Annotated in this window: 15 protein-coding genes and 1 pseudogene; 8 read left to right on the forward strand and 8 right to left on the reverse strand. The window is 69.5% G+C overall.

What is annotated here, in order from left to right:
* A complete protein-coding gene (locus ABZ855_RS41575; RefSeq protein ID WP_360816890.1) occupies nt 1-1,317 on the reverse strand; it encodes an MFS transporter in 1,317 nt (438 codons plus the stop codon).
* Between the two features lie 638 nt (nt 1,318-1,955).
* Between ABZ855_RS41575 and ABZ855_RS41580 the strand changes: the two genes are divergently transcribed.
* From ABZ855_RS41580 to ABZ855_RS41590, 3 genes are all read left to right on the forward strand, one after another.
* Nucleotides 1,956-2,303 carry a DUF1330 domain-containing protein gene (locus ABZ855_RS41580; protein ID WP_360816943.1) on the forward strand — a complete coding sequence of 116 codons (348 nt, stop codon included), beginning with the start codon at nt 1,956-1,958 and terminating at the stop codon, nt 2,301-2,303.
* Nucleotides 2,304-2,424: 121 nt separating this feature from the next.
* The gene (locus ABZ855_RS41585; protein WP_360816893.1) at nt 2,425-2,571 is read left to right on the forward strand and encodes a hypothetical protein; all 147 of its coding nucleotides are present in this window, start codon (nt 2,425-2,427) and stop codon (nt 2,569-2,571) included.
* A 537-nt stretch (nt 2,572-3,108) separates the two neighbouring features.
* On the forward strand, nt 3,109-3,846 hold the full coding sequence (locus tag ABZ855_RS41590; protein ID WP_360816896.1) for a hypothetical protein: 738 nt from the start codon (nt 3,109-3,111) through the stop codon (nt 3,844-3,846).
* A 115-nt stretch (nt 3,847-3,961) separates the two neighbouring features.
* On the opposite strand, the gene ABZ855_RS41595 is transcribed toward ABZ855_RS41590, so the two are convergent.
* From ABZ855_RS41595 to ABZ855_RS41615, 5 genes are all read right to left on the reverse strand, one after another.
* Nucleotides 3,962-4,939, reverse strand: a complete 978-nt coding sequence (locus ABZ855_RS41595; RefSeq protein ID WP_360816898.1) for a ribosome-inactivating family protein — start codon at nt 4,937-4,939, stop codon at nt 3,962-3,964.
* Between the two features lie 180 nt (nt 4,940-5,119).
* On the reverse strand, nt 5,120-5,989 hold the full coding sequence (locus tag ABZ855_RS41600; RefSeq protein WP_360816901.1) for a hypothetical protein: 870 nt from the start codon (nt 5,987-5,989) through the stop codon (nt 5,120-5,122).
* Between the two features lie 329 nt (nt 5,990-6,318).
* The gene (locus ABZ855_RS41605) at nt 6,319-7,287 is read right to left on the reverse strand and encodes a hypothetical protein (RefSeq protein WP_360816904.1); all 969 of its coding nucleotides are present in this window, start codon (nt 7,285-7,287) and stop codon (nt 6,319-6,321) included.
* A 300-nt stretch (nt 7,288-7,587) separates the two neighbouring features.
* Entirely contained in the window at nt 7,588-10,203 is a 2,616-nt protein-coding gene (locus ABZ855_RS41610; RefSeq protein ID WP_360816907.1) for a bifunctional FO biosynthesis protein CofGH, read from the reverse strand.
* An 87-nt stretch (nt 10,204-10,290) separates the two neighbouring features.
* Nucleotides 10,291-11,136: an LLM class F420-dependent oxidoreductase gene (locus tag ABZ855_RS41615; protein WP_360816910.1), complete on the reverse strand. Its 846-nt coding sequence runs from the start codon at nt 11,134-11,136 to the stop codon at nt 10,291-10,293.
* A 174-nt stretch (nt 11,137-11,310) separates the two neighbouring features.
* Here ABZ855_RS41615 and ABZ855_RS41620 point away from each other — a divergent pair.
* The 3 genes and pseudogenes from ABZ855_RS41620 to ABZ855_RS41630 all read left to right on the forward strand — a co-directional run.
* Nucleotides 11,311-11,858: pseudogene (locus ABZ855_RS41620) on the forward strand (CehA/McbA family metallohydrolase); the annotation flags it as partial.
* A 43-nt stretch (nt 11,859-11,901) separates the two neighbouring features.
* Entirely contained in the window at nt 11,902-12,258 is a 357-nt protein-coding gene (locus ABZ855_RS41625; protein WP_360816913.1) for a PadR family transcriptional regulator, read from the forward strand.
* The gene (locus tag ABZ855_RS41630; protein WP_360816916.1) at nt 12,255-13,202 is read left to right on the forward strand and encodes a hypothetical protein; all 948 of its coding nucleotides are present in this window, start codon (nt 12,255-12,257) and stop codon (nt 13,200-13,202) included. The genes ABZ855_RS41625 and ABZ855_RS41630 overlap by 4 nt, the downstream gene beginning before the upstream one ends.
* Nucleotides 13,203-13,308: 106 nt before the next feature.
* Here ABZ855_RS41630 and ABZ855_RS41635 read toward each other — a convergent pair whose 3' ends face one another.
* The gene (locus ABZ855_RS41635; protein ID WP_360816919.1) at nt 13,309-14,178 is read right to left on the reverse strand and encodes an endonuclease/exonuclease/phosphatase family protein; all 870 of its coding nucleotides are present in this window, start codon (nt 14,176-14,178) and stop codon (nt 13,309-13,311) included.
* A gap of 121 nt (nt 14,179-14,299) precedes the next feature.
* On the opposite strand from ABZ855_RS41635, the gene ABZ855_RS41640 reads away from it, so the two are divergent.
* The gene (locus tag ABZ855_RS41640) at nt 14,300-14,704 is read left to right on the forward strand and encodes a nitroreductase family deazaflavin-dependent oxidoreductase (RefSeq protein ID WP_360816922.1); all 405 of its coding nucleotides are present in this window, start codon (nt 14,300-14,302) and stop codon (nt 14,702-14,704) included.
* 103 nt (nt 14,705-14,807) lie between these two features.
* Here the strand turns inward: ABZ855_RS41640 and ABZ855_RS41645 are convergent, their stop codons facing one another.
* Entirely contained in the window at nt 14,808-15,338 is a 531-nt protein-coding gene (locus tag ABZ855_RS41645; RefSeq protein WP_360816925.1) for a hypothetical protein, read from the reverse strand.
* Between the two features lie 256 nt (nt 15,339-15,594).
* On the opposite strand from ABZ855_RS41645, the gene ABZ855_RS41650 reads away from it, so the two are divergent.
* Nucleotides 15,595-15,879: a hypothetical protein gene (locus ABZ855_RS41650; protein ID WP_360816928.1), complete on the forward strand. Its 285-nt coding sequence runs from the start codon at nt 15,595-15,597 to the stop codon at nt 15,877-15,879.
* Nucleotides 15,880-15,986 lie beyond the last annotated feature (107 nt).

Consider the following 15,986-nt stretch of genomic DNA (forward strand, 5'->3'; position numbering starts at 1 on the left):
TCACCGACTCACGTCGCCCTCGGCCGCCGGAAGCCGCCGTCCCAGGCGGGCGAGCGGGGACAGCGCCATCACCACCGGGGACAGCAGCATGGCCGCGCCCGTCACCACGAGGCCCGTGCGCAGCCCCCACTCCTCCGCGATCAGACCGCCGAGCAGGGAACCGAGCGGAGTCAGCCCCATCCCGACGAACGTGATCGTCGCGGCGGCGCGGCCCTGCATCCCGTCCGGCGTGACAGCCTGCCGGACGGCCATCACCGTGACGTTCACCAACTGACCCCCGGCCCCGAACACGAAGCTGACCGTGAGGAGGGCGGCAACCGTCAGCGGAGAGGAGCCGTGCAGCGCGGGTACGCACAAAAACGCGCCGTCGCCGACGACCGCAGCAGCCACCAGCACCGGGCCGTATCCGAACCGGCTCGGCAGCCGGGCGGCCAGCACGGAACCCAGGAGCGCACCAGGCCCGGTCGCGGCGAGAACCAGCCCGACGGAGGCGCCGGACAGGTGCAACTCCCTTGGCAGGAAGAGCAGATAGACGGTCATCAGGGCGGCGAAGGAGAACTGGAACGCGGCCGACGCGAGACACACGGTACGCAGAGAGGCGTCGCTGCCGACGAAACGGAGCCCCTCGTGGATCCGCCGCCAGACCCGAGGGTGCCGCCCTGGCTGCTGCCGCACCGATTCGCTCCTCCGGATCCGCCGAATGGACAGGACGGAAAGCGCGAAGAGCCCAGCGCTGGAGGCGAGGGCGACGGACCCGGACAACAGCGACACCAAGGCACCGCCGAGGGCGGGCCCACCGATCTGGGCTGCGGACCGACTGCCCTCAAGTGCACTGTTGCCACGCACCAGTTGCCCCGGGTCATCCACCATCCGTACGAGGGACACCTGATACGCCACGTCGAAGAACACGGACAACACCCCGACGACAAAGGCAACCACGAACAGCGTCGACAGCCCGAGCCCCCCGAGGAGACCGGCCAAGGCAGCGGCACCCAGTGCGAGACTCCGGCCGACGTCCGTCCACACCATCACCGTACGAACCCGCCACCGGTCCACCCACGCCCCGGCGAAGAGCGAGAACAACAGAATCGGCGCCTGCCCGACAGCCCGAAGAACCCCCAACTCACCGGCCCCGGAATCGAGAACGAGAACCGCGAAGAGCGGCAGGACGACCAGCCCGGCGTGTTCACCGAGCTGGGAGAGGGTCTGCCCGACCCAGAGCCGGCGGAAGTCGGGGGTGCGCCAGAGGGCCGGCGGCGGAACGGGTCGACTAAATTGAGATCCAGAGTCAGATGCAGCGGAGGAAGCGGACGGCACGGGGATCCCTTGAGTCGCCGAAAACGAGACCCGCCAACCCAGGGCGTGCCCGACAGGCACACCTACGGTTGAAGCGGAGAAGGTTCGCTGCGCCGCAACATCAAGGGCAGCACGCGATGACGGGCCGATCACGGCCTACGACGTCAAAGCGCGCTCGGACGACCGGGCATGTATTGACTCCTCGTGGGCGACTGGGTGCGCCCGAACACTAGCCGACGCCGATCTGGACGACGGTCTGGTGCCCTGCTGCGCCCGTCAAACGGCCACAGCAGGGACGACCTTGCGGGTGCAAGAGCAGACCACAATGGCCAACGACCTCCGCTGCTCGCCGCACCTGGGGGCTGACCCCATGGGTTTGGTCAAGCGCCAGGATCCATACTGGGCATCGACACTGGGCATCGACTGTCTCTGGGGGAGAATCGATGAGTGGGTGGGCAGGGCTCGGTTGGGGTCTGGCGTGAGCGTCGCCTTGCCTCGGTTGATCTCCTTGTCGTAGAAGGCCCTGGAGGCTGGGTCGGCCAGGGCTGCGAACGCCGACAGGAAGAAAGCCCGTTTGAGGCGCGTACTCGAGGCTCAGTTGCTCAGCGATGCATGCCATGCTCGGCGGCGTACGGAGCCCGACCGACTGGAAGGACACCATGCCCGCCTATGCCATCGCGCACCTGCAAGAGGCCGCCCCGGTCCCTGAGATCGTCGAGTACATCGAGCGCATCACCGCCACCCTCGAGCCGCACGGCGGACGATTCCTCGTGCACGCCGCACAGCATGAGGTGAAAGAGGGCAGCTGGCCCGGGCACGTGGTGGTCATCGGCTTTCCCGGGATCGCCGAGGCACGGGCCTGGTGGGACTCGCCCGCGTACCAGGAGATCGCACCACTGCGCTCGCGGCACATCGAGGGCGACATCATCCTGGTCGAGGGCGTCCCCGAGGGCTACGACCCGACGGCCACCGCCAAGGCGATGCGGGAGGCCCTGCCCACCGAATAGCCCAGGTCCGGGCCCGGCGCAGCTGCACGCATCCAGCACGCTTACTTCACCCCCGAACGGGTAGCCGAGCCAAGAAAGGCGCCCGCCGGTATGGAGGGCCCGTACGGAGGGGTGGAGCCGGATGGCTGGCATGTTGGAGCGGATCAAGCAGTTCGCCAGGAGTCCTCAGGGGCGTCGTGCGGCCGAGCAGGCACGGCGGGCCGCGGCCGATCCTCGTCGGCGGGAGCAGGCCAAGCGTCTGCTGGGCAAGCTTCGTGGCCGGCGCTGAGGGCAGGCCATCCGCCCCGTACGCGCGGGAGTAGTGCTGTTGGTTGCCGTACGGGGCAGTGCGTGCGGATGCGCACTGCCCCCGTGACCGGCACCAGGAGAGGCACCAGAGGAACTACCCAGTTACGGCCTCGGCGGCCCCGCCGAACTGGATCCACGACGACCAGCCCCCGCCCGGAGCGGCCCGCGAGCGGTGCCATACCTGGCCCGCGCTGATCACGGCGAACATCTCAATCCGACCGTCCGCGTTCGTCTCCGCCGCCGCCTGGGTTCAAAGCAGCTCTCTTGCGTGCTCGCGGCAACACCCCTGGACTCCTGCGCTCGAACCCAGCGTCCGGCTACCAGGGCCCGGGACGACGACTGCCGCAGCGGGCCGGTGGCCGCGGTGGCGACGTACGTCCGCACACCGACCGCGTCGGAGTTGTTTACTCCCAGGAACGGGGTTGGTGGACAACTTGCGAGCAGAAAGACTGCTCACAGCCGCCCCACGCATGACTTTCCTGTTTTCCGACAAGACACCCGTGTCAGAGGCATTTCCATGCCCATCGCTGAACTCCGCAGAGGAAACATCCACTCCCCGATGGCCGAGGAGGAGGTCACCTACCCCGTAAGCATCGTTCTCTCGCTTCAGCGCGAGCAGACGGCGCCCCTGCTCCGCACCATGCGCAGTCAGCATGTGCTGCCCGCTCTGAGCCACGCCTGGGGCTCCGCACAAGCCTATGGTGTCCTCCTGCGCCAGGCCGGCACTCCGCTCACCGTCCTGGACGTGCCCGGTCCGCAGTGGATCGAGGGACTCGAGCAACGCGTGCACGCACTCAGCAACATCTCATCCGTGGTGGTGCTCGTACCTGACCGCACGGAGCCCGCGGGGCTGCTGTTGGCGGGCGCCGCCAACGTCATTCCGCGCGACACGCCTGTCAGGGAGCTCGCCGGCAGAATCGCCGCGGAACGGCGATGGCTGGACATGGGGCACTCACCGCAACGGCCTGCGGCGGGTGCGCGGCAGTACCGCTCGCTGCGCCCACGGCAGTACTCCCAGCAGGTCCTGTTCGACATCCTCAGTTCCGCCTCGCGACCCTGGTGCTGCCATGATCTGTGCCTACTGCTCGGCACAGCCAGGGAGCCGATGAGCCGCCGAGCATTGCAGGCCAGGACCGCGCGGCTCAACGAGCGTCTCATGCCTTACGGGATGTCCCTGGACTACACCGCCCAATGGGGGCGCACGACATTCATGGGGCTCATCGAGGGCCCAGGGACGGATGAACGTCGGCGGTGAGAACCTCGCGGTGAGCGCCGCCCACCCCGCCCGCTGCAGCGGGCGGGGTGGGCGCTGAGGTGAGGGGCGACGCCAGGTCAAGGGACGAGGCGGCGACGGCGGTGAGCCGTGGGCCTCACAGTTCGTCCTTGATGTTGGAAGTAACGGGTCGGGCGGCGAGCGCGACCATCAGGACGGCGGCGGCTTGCGCGCGGTCGCGGATGTCGCCCCAGCCGACCGTGTGGACCCAGTTAAAGGCGCCGCCGGGGTTGGTGAAGACCCGGCTGATGCCGCGCCAGTTGCGGATCAGCTCGATGTAGCGGGCCATGCGGGTCTGGCCGCCGGTGTTGAGCTGACGGCCGAGGTCGGCGGCGATCGGGCGGAAGCGGGTGCCCTCGGAGATGGCCATGATCAGGCGGAGGATGCCGACCGACTTGTTCCTCACGTAGTTCGCCGGCGGCTGCGACGGGTTCTGATGCAGGTCGAAGACGGCCTGCCGGAGGTTCTGGTGGCTCAGGCTGAGGTCCTCCAGCGATGTGTTGGCCGATCTGGCGAGGTCGTTGTAGTTCTCGTGGCCGTTCATGTCGCCGTACTGCGTAAATCCGTTCTGCGTGGGGCTCAGGACGGCGGCGGGTATGTCCTCGGGGTGGTCGCGGCTGAGCGGGATGTACACATTGCCGGCCTGGGGCGAATAGAAGTGCCACCCGACGACGTACATGTCGCTGACTCTGATGATCAGGTGGATGGTCGCACCGGCTGTCGTCACCGTGAGGTCGATGTACGCGTGGTCCGCGCCGGCGCCCGGGGTGACGTCGACGGCGAGGTTACGGCCGCCCCGCTGGACGTTCACCCGGTGACCGCCGTGCGCGTCGATGATGGACCGCAGGTGGCTGATCGTGTGGGCGTAGCCCTCCCCGCTGGCGTCGACGTCCCAGTGGGCGAGGTACCAGGTCGAGGCCGAGAGCTCGGTGTCCTTGGTGCTCAGGTTGAGAGTGCTGGACGCCTTCGAGGACGTCGAGTGCGTATGCGAGGGGTCGGCCAGCGCGAACGCGCCGACCACGAGAGCGGGCACTGCGAGCGACGTGCCCACGCGCTGCAACAGACGAGAGGCCATGGGAGGTCTCCGTTACGTGAGAGAGGGAGGGGATCCGGAATTCCGGATTCCTGCCAATCTTCAGGGCCGAGAAGTTGTCCGGCGAGCCTCTTCATCACTCAGAACAATCCGGGGACACAGCGAAGTGCCCGCCGGCGTCGGGCCGGCGGGCACTTCGGATCTCAGGGGTGCCGTCACGTGTCAGTGGCAGTCGCTGTACTTGTTGGCGCGCCCGTGGAGGATGAAGCGGAACTGCGGCTGGTTGTTGCTGTTGAGGACATTGGATGTGCCGTCGTAGTAGTAGTCGTGGTCTACGAGGGCCCGGTAACCGTAGCCGCCCCAGTTCTGGGAGGAGCGGTAGTTCTTGTCGTCCTTGCTGACGTTCCACGTGTAGCTGTCCAGCCAGAAGTGCGGGTTGACCCGCACCACGCGCTTGATGGGCCTCGCGCCGAACCATTCCGTCCTGCCGGACGGGACGCTCATGCCGACAGTGCGCGACCAGCCGACGGACTTGCCGTAGGACCACGAGTACGAGAACTCGGCACCGCCGCCGACTTCGAACAGCTTGCCGAGCTTGCGGGTAAGGGTGACTTCGCCGCCCACTGTCTTGGTGGTGGTCGTCGTGGTGGTGTAGCTCTGGGAGACGTTGTAGTTGAGGGGGCCGCCGTTGTCGCAGTTGCTTGCCGGCTCGGACCAGGCTGTTTCGCCCCCCTCGACCGTCCAGGAGGACGATGCGGGGTAGTAGCAGTGGCCCTTGAGCTCCTTCCAGTCCGGGTTCAGGTAGGTATAGCTCTTGCCAGGACCGAGGTACTTGAGCGAAAAGACCGGGGACTTGCCCTCGTAGCTCTTGTCGTGCAGTTCGTGGGTGACGGTGTTGTAGAACCACTTGCTCTGGCCGCTCCGGTTGGAGCCGTCCTGGCAGATGTTCGGGAGCAGGTTGTCCCAGTGGCCGTTGAGGTCCGTCTCGTTGGCCGCGCTCGCGGTCGTGGCGGAGGCCAGGCTCAGGCCGCTGAACGCCAGGCCGCAGGCCGCGACGGTGAGCAGCCACTTCTTGACAGGGGTGGGGACCATTTTCGAGTTCCTTCGCTCGTGACACCAAACGCGGGTGAGATCGAAACGCGGGTGGGATCGAGTAGGTGGTGGTCAAGGGGGGGTGCGAGCGATCTTTCGCAGCCGTGAGTTGTCCGGCAACCCGATTCGAGGGCGTAAACAAACAGGTCAGCGGCACGTTCCGTGAGGGAACGCCAACCGTCAGGGAATGCCAGCCGTCGCGGAACGCCAACCGTCGTGGAACGTGGTGCGGCTCGTCATCGACACCAGTCGGAGCCGGTACCGGCCCGGCCGCGGCAGCGGACCGCCTCGCGGGCGCGGTGTGCCGGCGCGGTGCGGTGCGGCGGTGGTCAGTGCGGGCGGCGTGTGTCGCAGACGGGGTGGTAGGGCGCGTCGGGGATGTACAGGTGCCACTGGGCCGCGGTGAGGGTGGTGCCGGTGCGTGTGCAGGCCTGGGTGATGGCGTGGGAGGGGGTGATGGGGTACCGCTGGAGCGGGGTGTGGTCGCTGGTGGCGTAGAGGGTGGCGCTGTCGGAGCTGAAGGCGAGGGAGCGAATGGGCTCGCCGGGGGTGGTGAGGTTGCCGCCGAGGGGTTGTTGGGTGGCGGTGTCCCAGAGCTGGAGGGTGCCGGAGTCCCCGGCGACGGCGAGGGTGCTGCCATCGGGACTGAACGCGAGGGCGTTGACGGCTTCGGGGGTGTCACCGAGCGCCGCTGGGAAGAGGTTCGGCAGGACACCCGTACGGTGGCGGAGGGTTCCGTCCCACAGGGCTACGCGGCCGGTCATGTCACCCGCCGCCATGCGGGAGCCGTCGGGGCTGAAGGCCAGGGCGTTGATCTGCTCGCCCTGGCTGAGGGTGCGCCGGGTGACCGGGCCGGACGGCAGCTCGGTGAGGTCCATGTCTCCGGCGAGCAACCGGCCGTCGGGGCGGACGGCCAGGTGGATGCTGTCGAGGTCGTTGAGCATGGCCGCTCTGCTGCGGCGTGCGGTGTTCCACACCTCGCCGCTCCGATGACCGAGGTCGCGCGTCCGGGAGGCGACCAGTGTCCGGCCGGGCAGCGTACGAAGCAGGTGCCCGTCATGGGTGTCACGCAACTGGAAACGGTAGCCGCTCCCGGACCGCTCGGCGGTGGCGAGCGTGCCGCCGTCCGGGCTGAGCAGCGCGTTGTCCAGGGGGTGGCTGCTCCACGGGGCGGTGAGGGCCGCCCCGAGGTCGAGGGAGTGGACGGTGCTGCCTTCGAGGTAGCGCAGGACCGGCAGACCGGGATCCCAGGCGAGACCGCCGTAGAGGAGCTGTCCGTTCAGAGGATGGCGGAACACCGGGGCGTCGGGGGCACGACAGCCGCCATACCGAGATCTCGTCGTGTCCTGAGACCGCGAGGAATGCCCCGTCGTGGCTGAAGGCGATGTTCTGGATCTCCGGTTGGGCGATATCGGCGAACATCGGACCGGCGTGGGGGCAGACGGCCACCAGCCGGTCGTCCGCGCTCAGGGCCACGTTCGTCGGGTCGTCCACCGCCGTCCGGAAACAGCAACCGGCCGTCCGCGACGGAACGCAGCCGCACCTGATCGCCGTCGAGGTCGCTCACCATGGCGAGACTCCTGTTCGACGACAGCTGCTCAGTCCAGCACCGGCAGCAGCTCCGGCAGATGCCCGTCCGACAGTTCCGCCGCCCGCTGCCGCTCCTCCGGGACCTCCCCGTAGAGGGTGGTCCGGGGTTTCGCCGGGCGTCCTGCCGCCTCCGCCACCGCGATCAGGTCCTTCACCGACTTGTACGAGCCGTACGACGACCCCGCCATGCGCGAGATCGTCTCCTCCATCAGCGTGCCGCCCAGGTCGTTCGCGCCCGAGCGGAGCATCTCGGCGGCACCCTCGGTCCCCAACTTCACCCAGCTCGTCTGGATGTTGGGGATATGGGTGTGCAGGAGCAGGCGGGCCATGGCGATGACCGCCCGGTTGTCGCGCATCGTCGGGCCGGGGCGGGCGATGCCCGCGAGGTAGACCGGTGCGTTGGTGTGGATGAAGGGCAGGGTGACGAACTCCGTGAAGCCGCCGGTCTGTTGCTGGATGCGGGCCAGGGTGCGGAAGTGGCCGAGCCAGTGGCGGGGCTGGTCGACGTGGCCGTACATCATCGTCGACGAGGAGCGGATGCCCAGCTCGTGGGCGGTCGTCACGACCTCGATCCAGGTGGCCGTGGGCAGCTTGCCCTTGGTGAGGACCCAGCGGACCTCGTCGTCGAGGATCTCCGCCGCCGTGCCGGGGATCGTGTCGAGGCCCGCTTCCTTCGCGGCCGTGAGCCATTCGCGGATCGACATCCCGGTGCGGGTCGCGCCGTTGACCACCTCCATGGGCGAGAAGGCGTGTACGTGCATGCCGGGGACCCTCTCCTTCACCGCGCGCGCGATGTCGAAGTAGGCCGTTCCAGGGAGGTCCGGATGGATTCCGCCCTGCATGCAGACCTCAACTGCCCCCAGGTCCCAGGCCTGTTGGGCGCGGTCCGCGACCTGGTCGAGGGAGAGGGTGTACGCGTCGGCGTCCGTGCGGCGCTGCGCGAAGGCGCAGAAACGGCAGCCGGTGTAGCAGACATTGGTGAAGTTGATGTTCCGGGTGACGATGTAGGTGACGTCGTCCCCGACCGCCGACTTCCGTACGTCGTCGGCGACTTGGCACAGCGCGTCCAGGGCGGGGCCGTCCGCGTGGAAGAGGGCGAGTGCTTCGGCGTCGGTGAGGCGCGTCGGGTCGTCGGCCGCCGTCGCCAGGGCCGCCCGTACGTCGGTGTCGATGCGCTCGGGGACCATGCCGGGCGCCGCCGCCTCGCGCAGGGCTCCCCAGTCGCCGTACACCTCGTCGAAGTCGTCGCGCCGGTCGGACGTACGGCCCTCGGTGTCGATGGTGGTGTGCAGGTCGGTGCGGCCGGAGGAGACGAAGACCTCCTCCGGTTCCTGCCACGGGTGGCCCTCGACGACCGCGTCCTCGCGGGCGAGGCCCGTCTCCGGGTCGGCAAGGGCCCGTACGTGCGGGAGCAGGCGCGGGTCGAGCCAGGGTTCGCCGCGCTGGACGAACTCCGGGTAGACGCAGAGGCGTTCGCGCAGTTCGAAGCCGACTGCGGCCGATTTGCCCCGCAGCTCCTCGATCTGGGGCCAGGGGCGTTCCGGGTTGACGTGGTCGATGGTGAGCGGGGAGACGCCGCCCCAGTCGTCGATGCCGGCGGCGATCAGTCGCTCGTACTCGGAGTCGACGAGGTTGGGCGGGGCCTGGAGGCAGGCGCTCGGGCCCATGATGTGGCGGGCGACGGCCACCGTCGCGACGAGTTCGTCCAGTTCCGCGTCCGGCATGCCGCGCATCGCGGTGTCCGGTTTGGCGCGGAAGTTCTGGATGATCAGCTCCTGGATGGAGTGGTAGGCCCTCGACACCTTCCGCAGCGCGAAGAGCGACTCCGCGCGCTCCTCGTACGTCTCGCCGATGCCGATCAGGATCCCGCTCGTGAAGGGGACGGACGAGCGGCCCGCGTCCTCCAGCACCCTCAGCCGTACGGCGGGTTCCTTGTCCGGGGAGCCGTAGTGCGGGCCGCCCGGCTCGGACCAGAGGCGGGTGGCCGTCGTCTCCAGCATCATGCCCATGGAGGGGGCGACGGGCTTGAGGCGCTGGAAGTCGGTCCAGGACATCACGCCCGGGTTGAGGTGGGGCAGCAGGCCCGTCTCCTCCAGGATGCGGATGGAGATGGCGCGGACGTAGGCGATCGTGTCGTCGTAGCCGTGCGCGTCGAGCCACTCGCGCGCCTCGGGCCAGCGGTCCTCGGGCTTGTCGCCGAGGGTGATCAGCGCTTCCTTGCAGCCGAGGGCTGCGCCGCGGCGGGCGATGTCGAGGACCTCGTCCGGGGACATGAACATGCCGTGTCCGGCCCGGCGGAGCTTGCCGGGGACGGTGACGAAGGTGCAGTAGTGGCATTTGTCCCGGCAGAGGCGGGTCAGCGGGATGAAGACGCTCTTCGAGTACGTAATGACGCCGGGTCGGCCCGCCGCCTCCAAGCCGGCGTCCCGTACGCGGGCCGCGGACGCGGTGAGGTCGGCGAGGGCCTCGCCGCGGGCCTGGAGCAGCACAGCAGCTTCGCCGACGTCGAGGGCGACGCCGTCCCGGGCGCGTTTGAGGGCGCGACGCATGGAGTTCTCGGTCGGGCCGGTGGCGCCGCCGGGGCGCTCGGTGGGGCCGGTGCCGGAAGCCTCGGGAGTCGTCATCCTTCGAGCATACGATCGATGTGATCAGGTCTTACAGGACCGCCCTGTCCGTTCTGGGTGCCAAACGTCACAGGGCGGCACTGGCGACTACAGGTACTCCGCGTACCCGTCCAACAGGCCGAGCACTTCTGCCTCCCCGACCGGCGGCAACTGCACCACGGCCTCCTCGATGCCCAGCTCGGCATAGTGGGCGAGCTTGCCCGGGGTGGGCTGGACGGCGTACGGGACGATCTGGAGGGCGGCCGGGTCGCGGCCCGCGTCCGCCCACACCGACCGCAGCACGGGCAGCGACTCGGACAGGCCGCGCCCGCCGATCGGCAGCCAGCCGTCGGCGTACTCGCTGATGTGAGCGAACAGTTTCGGCCCGGCCGCGCCGCCGATGAGGGTGCGGGGGCCGACGACCGGCCCACGCGGCTTCTGCACCGGCTTGGGGTACGCGGTACTCGCCCGCACACTCCCGAACTCGCCCTCGTACGCGGTCGGTTCGTCCGCCCACAGGGCACGCATCAGCGCCATCCGGTCCCGGGTCAGTTCGCGCCGCGTACGCCATTCCACCCCGTGGTCGGCGGCCTCCTCGACGTTCCAGCCGTAGCCGATGCCGAGGGTGAGGCGGCCGGCGGAGAGGTGGTCGAGGGTCGCGATCTGCTTGGCGAGGTCGATCGGGTCGTGCTGGGCGACGAGCGTGATGCCCGTGCCGAGGGCGAGCCGCTCGGTGACGGCGGCGGCCTGGCCGAGCGCGACGAAGGGGTCGAGTGTACGGCCGTACTCGGGCGGCAGCTCGCCGCCCGCCGGGTACGGGCTGGTCCGCTCGACCGGGATGTGCGTGTGCTCGGGCAGGTACAGCCCGGCGAACCCGCGCTGTTCCAGCTCACGGGCGAGTCGGGTCGGGGTGATCGTCTCGTCGGTGAGGAAGATCGTGACGGCTAGGCGCATGTCCATATCTGTACCGGGCGGCGCCCCGTCTGTCCATACCGACCGGTCGGCATTGGTCGAACGTCACTTGCCCCCCGGGGTCACCCTTTGGTCTTGTCGCGGCGATTCCCCTGTCTTGTGCGGGAGTTCACCCGGCGGCAGGAGAGTGGCCATGAAAGTGCCTGCGGAAGCCTGATACTGGTGGCGTCGGTGAGGGAGGGCGCGGGCAGCCGTGACTGGATTCCGGCCATGGGCAACAGCGACGCGCACCGCGACCCCGATCAGGTGGGCGTCCCGCAGACGGTGGTCCTGGCGGACGACCTGACCCGGGAGGCGATCCAGGAGGGGCTGCGGGCGGGCCGCTCGTACGTCGCCGAGTCGAAATCGGTCACCCTCGCCTTCTCCGCCTCCGGCCCGAAGGGCGAACACGCGGACATCGGGGCCGGTTGAAGGTGGCGAAGGACGCCCCGGTCACCGTCCGCCTTGAGGTGACGGGCGCCCCGCACTGCACGGCCCGCCTGGTGACGGACCAGGGCGTGCTGTTCACGAGCGGGGTCCTGCCGGCGACGGGCACGGGGCTCGTGGAGTGGCGTACGACGGCACAGTACGCGGCGTACGTACGGGCGGAGGTCCGCCACGAGGCGGCACCGGGCCCGCTGCCGGGGGCGCCGGCGGCGTTCACGAACCCGATCTTTTTGGGGAGGCGTTTGGGAAGGGTGGCTCGATCGGGCACTGGGCGATAAATCGATCGACAGCATATGTCGGTCGCTGATATATATAGGCGGCATGAATGAGCGACCGCTTCAGGAGCCGACGCTGCTCCTGCTCACTGCCCTGGCCGACGAGCCCAGGCACGGTTATGGACTGATTCAGGAGATCGACGCGATCTCCCAGGGCCGGGTGCGGATGCGCACCGGCACTCTCTACGGCGCGCTGGACCGGCTGGCCCAGCAGGGCCTGATCCGGGTCGAGCGCGAGGAGATCGTGGACGGACGGGCGCGCAAGGTCTACGCCCTCGCCGAGTCCGGCCGAGACGTGCTGGCCGCCGAGACGGAGCGGCTGCGCGCTGTCGTCGCCGAGGCGGAGCGTCGACTGGCCGCCCGTCGCAGCCACGCCGTCCGCCCGAAGGGGGCCCTGGCATGACGCGGCAGCACAGCTCACTCGCGTTCCGCTGGGCGCTGCGCCTCCATCCGGCCGCCTACCGGGCCGAGCACGAAGCCGAGTTGACCGCGATCTACGCCGAGGCCACGCGGGATGCCGGCCCGCTCGGCCGGCTGCGCGAGGCGCTCGATGTCGCCGGCCACGGCCTGCGGCGGCGCACCGGCCTGGGCTCCGACCGGATGGCGGGTCAGATCCTGGCGCAGGCGGCCCCACTGGCTGTCGCCGTGGCGACGGGCAGCTTCGTGGCGGGCCTGTTGTGGCTCTTCGCCCCTCCCGGCGTCCGGACCTCGCCGGCGTCCCCGCTCACGAACGCGCTGAACCTGGCCAACACGGGCCTCACACCCCTGCTCTGGCTGGCGGCGCTCGCGGCTGTCCGGACCGGGCGCTGGACCGTGGCCCGTGCACTGGTCGTGCCGGCGATGCTGCTGAGCCTGGCCGACGTCCTGACGACCGCGTTGACCTCCTCCGGCCTGTACGGCGACCCTTCGATCGCGGTGACGCGACTGGCCGTGCCGCTGCTCACCGGCGCCGTCGTCCTCGCCGCACCCAGGGATCTGCTCGGCCCCTCCCTTTCGCAACGCCGCACGATCACGGGAACCACCGCCCTGGCGGCCGTCCTGGTGTCGGGCGTGCAACTCGCCGAAACGCACTACCCCTTCACGCTGGGTGTTCTGGGCGTCATCGGCCCGCTGTGGGCCGGGGTCCTGTGGGCGGGGGTCCTCGCGATCGCCCTGCGCTTCGGCACGCGTGACCGGTTGACCGTCGCGGGCGTCGCGGTGGCCGTGCTGCCCACCACGCTGCAGGTGACGGTCCAACTCACCCCCGCGGGAGTGGTTGTCCTGCTCCTGGTCCTGCTCAGCGGCACGGTCCCCTTCCTCCGCCCGCGCAGGCGCCCCTACCGGTCGACCCCGCCGAGCGAGGCATAGTCGACTCCGCTTCCCGGGCATCTGAACGCGCGCCGACCTACGGATGCGAAGTCGGCGTGTCTTCACCGGAGTTGGGTGTGTGTAGGGGCGGACCGCGAGCACCGAGTCACCCGAGGCGGCCGGCGGCCCCCGCAGCGAAGGCGGATGACTCCAACTCGGCCACCACGGCCGCGTGATCGGACGGCCAGACACCACCGACCGGCTGATCCGCGGCCCGTCGTACGGTACGCACATGCCCGAGCCCGTCCGGCCACGGCAGGCCCACATGGATGTAGTCGATCCGCGCACTGGGTCCGAACCCGGCCGCGACATACGGGTTGGCGGCGTCCCAAGTCGCCGACGGGGCCGCCGGATCCGCCAACTCCCAGGCATCCATGAAGACTTGGCCGGGGACAGCCGGGGCGGTTCGGTAACCCCCCAGCAGCCGGATCTCGTCGGAGTCGGGCCAGGCGTTGAAGTCGCCGGTGACGACGGGCGGAAAGTCGGTGCCGTCGCGATGTCGGGCCACGAACTCCGCGAGAAACCTGACCTGTTGGCAGCGGACCGCCGAGGCGTGGGGCGCGGAGGTGAGGTGGGTGGTGAAGAAGGGCACGTGGTGCCCGGGGGCTGCGAGGCGGGCGTAGAGGGCGAGGCGGCCGTCGTCCAACTCCTCCGGGGCGGGCAGCCGTACGGCCTCGCTCTCGACGACGGGCCAGCGGCTCAGCACGGCGTTGCCGACGTCGACCCTCTCGCCCCCGCCCCCGCCCCCGCCCCCGATACGCCGCTGCCAGCGCTCGGGGGCCTCGGAGGGTGCCCAGGTCCAGTGCAGGCCGAGTTCGCCGGCGAGCCAGGCGGCGAGGTTCTCGCCGTCGCACGCCCAGACCTCCTGCAACCCGACGACGTCCGGCCGCAGTTCGCGCAGCACGGAGAGGATCGCCTTCTGGCGCGCCTCCCACGGCCCGAACCGCCACCACAAATTCCAGGTCACCACGCGCATACCCGCCACCACCGCCCACCCGGTTCGCCGTTCCTGAGTGCGTCTGCGACACCATTCAAGAACACACACGGTTCAAGAACACACACGGCAGTGGCACGAGCGCAGGAGGCACAGGACCAACATGTCCCGCTTCACGGAGATCAGATTCAAGGCCACCACGGCCTTCCAGCGCCGCATCGGCAACCCGGTGACCCGCCGGCTCCCCTTCCAGACCCTCCTGGAGACCACGGGCCGCACCTCGGGCCTGCCCCGCGTCACCCCGGTCGGCGGGCGCCGGATCGGCGACACGTTCTGGCTGGTCTCGGAGTTCGGCGAGAAGTCGCAGTACGTGCGGAACATCAAGGCGAACCCGCGCGTGCGGGTGCGGGTCGGCGGGCGGTGGCACCCGGGCACGGCCCACCTGCTGCCGGACGACGATCCGGTGGCACGGCTGCGGACGCTGCCGCGCGTGAACAGCACGGGCGTACGGGCGATGGGGACGAATCTGCTCACGGTGCGGGTGGATCTGACGGACGGCGCACGGTGAACGAACCGAGCGCTGATCCGCGGGGCGGGGGAAGGGAGTTGGTCGGCCCCCTCCCCCCGCCGCGGGTGGGTGTTCAGCGACGCTGAGGTCAGCTTCGCTTGCCTCAGCAGCGCTTGCTGGAGAACCCTCCGATGGGCGCCGGGTCACCGGCGGCGCGTACGGTGCCGGAACCGGCCGTGCATTCGCTCACGGTGCTGGTGCCGCTGGACCAGAACTCCTGGCTGTTGGTGTTCGTCCAGGAGTGCTGGCCGAGGACCGCGTCCCGGGAGTAGCTGTAGACGGCGGAGGTCACGTCGTAGTCCCCGACGGCGCTGCGGAAGCTGTCCCAGACCCAGACGTAGCCGTAGTTCTTGCCGCAGGACGGCGAGTAGAACTGCTTGACGGACGCGGCGGTCACACCGCCCCGCTTGATGTACCCGGTGGAGCCGATCTGGTAGGCGTCCGAACACACACCGGCCGCGCGGGCCCGCAGGCTCGCCGGGTTGCCGTCGGCGGACGGCGCGGTGGTGACGGCCGCAGCGGAGGTACGGGCGGTCGGTGCGGGCGCCGGGCCGGACCCGGCGGCGGCGACCCCGGCCGGGATGAGGGCGAAGGCGCAGGCCAGCGCCGCGGTGGCGGTCTTGAGGTGACGCATGTGGTGTTTCCCCCTGCTCGTCGTGGTTGAGCCACGTGTCCTGACGGGTGCCGGGACAGGTGCTGAAACGTGAGACGTGCTCCGAAGCGGGGGACACAAAAAAGGCATGCGTGGTCAACGCGGGTCCCCGTAGTACGAAGTGACCACCTCCGGATCACCCGGAACACTTCGGACGTAACGTCAGACCCGTTGGACACGCATAGGGTTGTACGGCATTCGGGGAAACCGTCAGAGCCGTGAAGGTGGTGTTCAACAGATGACCGACCGCGCCACGATCGCGGCAGGCCTGCGCCGACTCGGCGAGGAGGGCCGCCCGGCATCGGAGGCCGCGCACTGGGTGTTACGGCACACACGGGAGACCGGGGAGGACCTCAGCGCCTTCCAGCTGATGATCCACTTCTTCGCCACGTACCAGGTCCCGGTGGAACACCTCCGCGAACTGGAACTCTGGGAGGGCCTGGGAACGGGCGGCTCCATGACGGACGCGGAACTGGACGCGGTGGTCGGGCCGCTCAGGGTGCGGGAGACTCCGCCGTCCTGAGGGGTCGTCCTAAGAGGGCGTTTGATGTAGCCGAATTGCCCTTTAAAACCTAGTAAGTTCCTCGCCAGGTTGGTGTGTTCTCGTCCGTTATGCGCTTAGCGAGGTTG

The organism is Streptomyces sp. NPDC047042, from assembly GCF_040644035.1.
Classification (GTDB): Bacteria; Actinomycetota; Actinomycetes; order Streptomycetales; family Streptomycetaceae; genus Streptomyces.

Coding starts and splice junctions, on each gene's coding strand:
- ABZ855_RS41580 (WP_360816943.1), top strand. CDS start 1,956: ATGCCCGCCTATGCCATCGCGCACCTGCAAGAGGCCGCCCCGGTCCCT.
- ABZ855_RS41585 (WP_360816893.1), top strand. CDS start 2,425: ATGGCTGGCATGTTGGAGCGGATCAAGCAGTTCGCCAGGAGTCCTCAG.
- ABZ855_RS41590 (WP_360816896.1), top strand. CDS start 3,109: ATGCCCATCGCTGAACTCCGCAGAGGAAACATCCACTCCCCGATGGCC.
- ABZ855_RS41595 (WP_360816898.1), bottom strand. CDS start 4,939: ATGGCCTCTCGTCTGTTGCAGCGCGTGGGCACGTCGCTCGCAGTGCCC.
- ABZ855_RS41600 (WP_360816901.1), bottom strand. CDS start 5,989: ATGGTCCCCACCCCTGTCAAGAAGTGGCTGCTCACCGTCGCGGCCTGC.
- ABZ855_RS41610 (WP_360816907.1), bottom strand. CDS start 10,203: ATGACGACTCCCGAGGCTTCCGGCACCGGCCCCACCGAGCGCCCCGGC.
- ABZ855_RS41615 (WP_360816910.1), bottom strand. CDS start 11,136: ATGCGCCTAGCCGTCACGATCTTCCTCACCGACGAGACGATCACCCCG.
- ABZ855_RS41625 (WP_360816913.1), top strand. CDS start 11,902: ATGAATGAGCGACCGCTTCAGGAGCCGACGCTGCTCCTGCTCACTGCC.
- ABZ855_RS41630 (WP_360816916.1), top strand. CDS start 12,255: ATGACGCGGCAGCACAGCTCACTCGCGTTCCGCTGGGCGCTGCGCCTC.
- ABZ855_RS41635 (WP_360816919.1), bottom strand. CDS start 14,178: ATGCGCGTGGTGACCTGGAATTTGTGGTGGCGGTTCGGGCCGTGGGAG.
- ABZ855_RS41640 (WP_360816922.1), top strand. CDS start 14,300: ATGTCCCGCTTCACGGAGATCAGATTCAAGGCCACCACGGCCTTCCAG.
- ABZ855_RS41645 (WP_360816925.1), bottom strand. CDS start 15,338: ATGCGTCACCTCAAGACCGCCACCGCGGCGCTGGCCTGCGCCTTCGCC.
- ABZ855_RS41650 (WP_360816928.1), top strand. CDS start 15,595: ATGACCGACCGCGCCACGATCGCGGCAGGCCTGCGCCGACTCGGCGAG.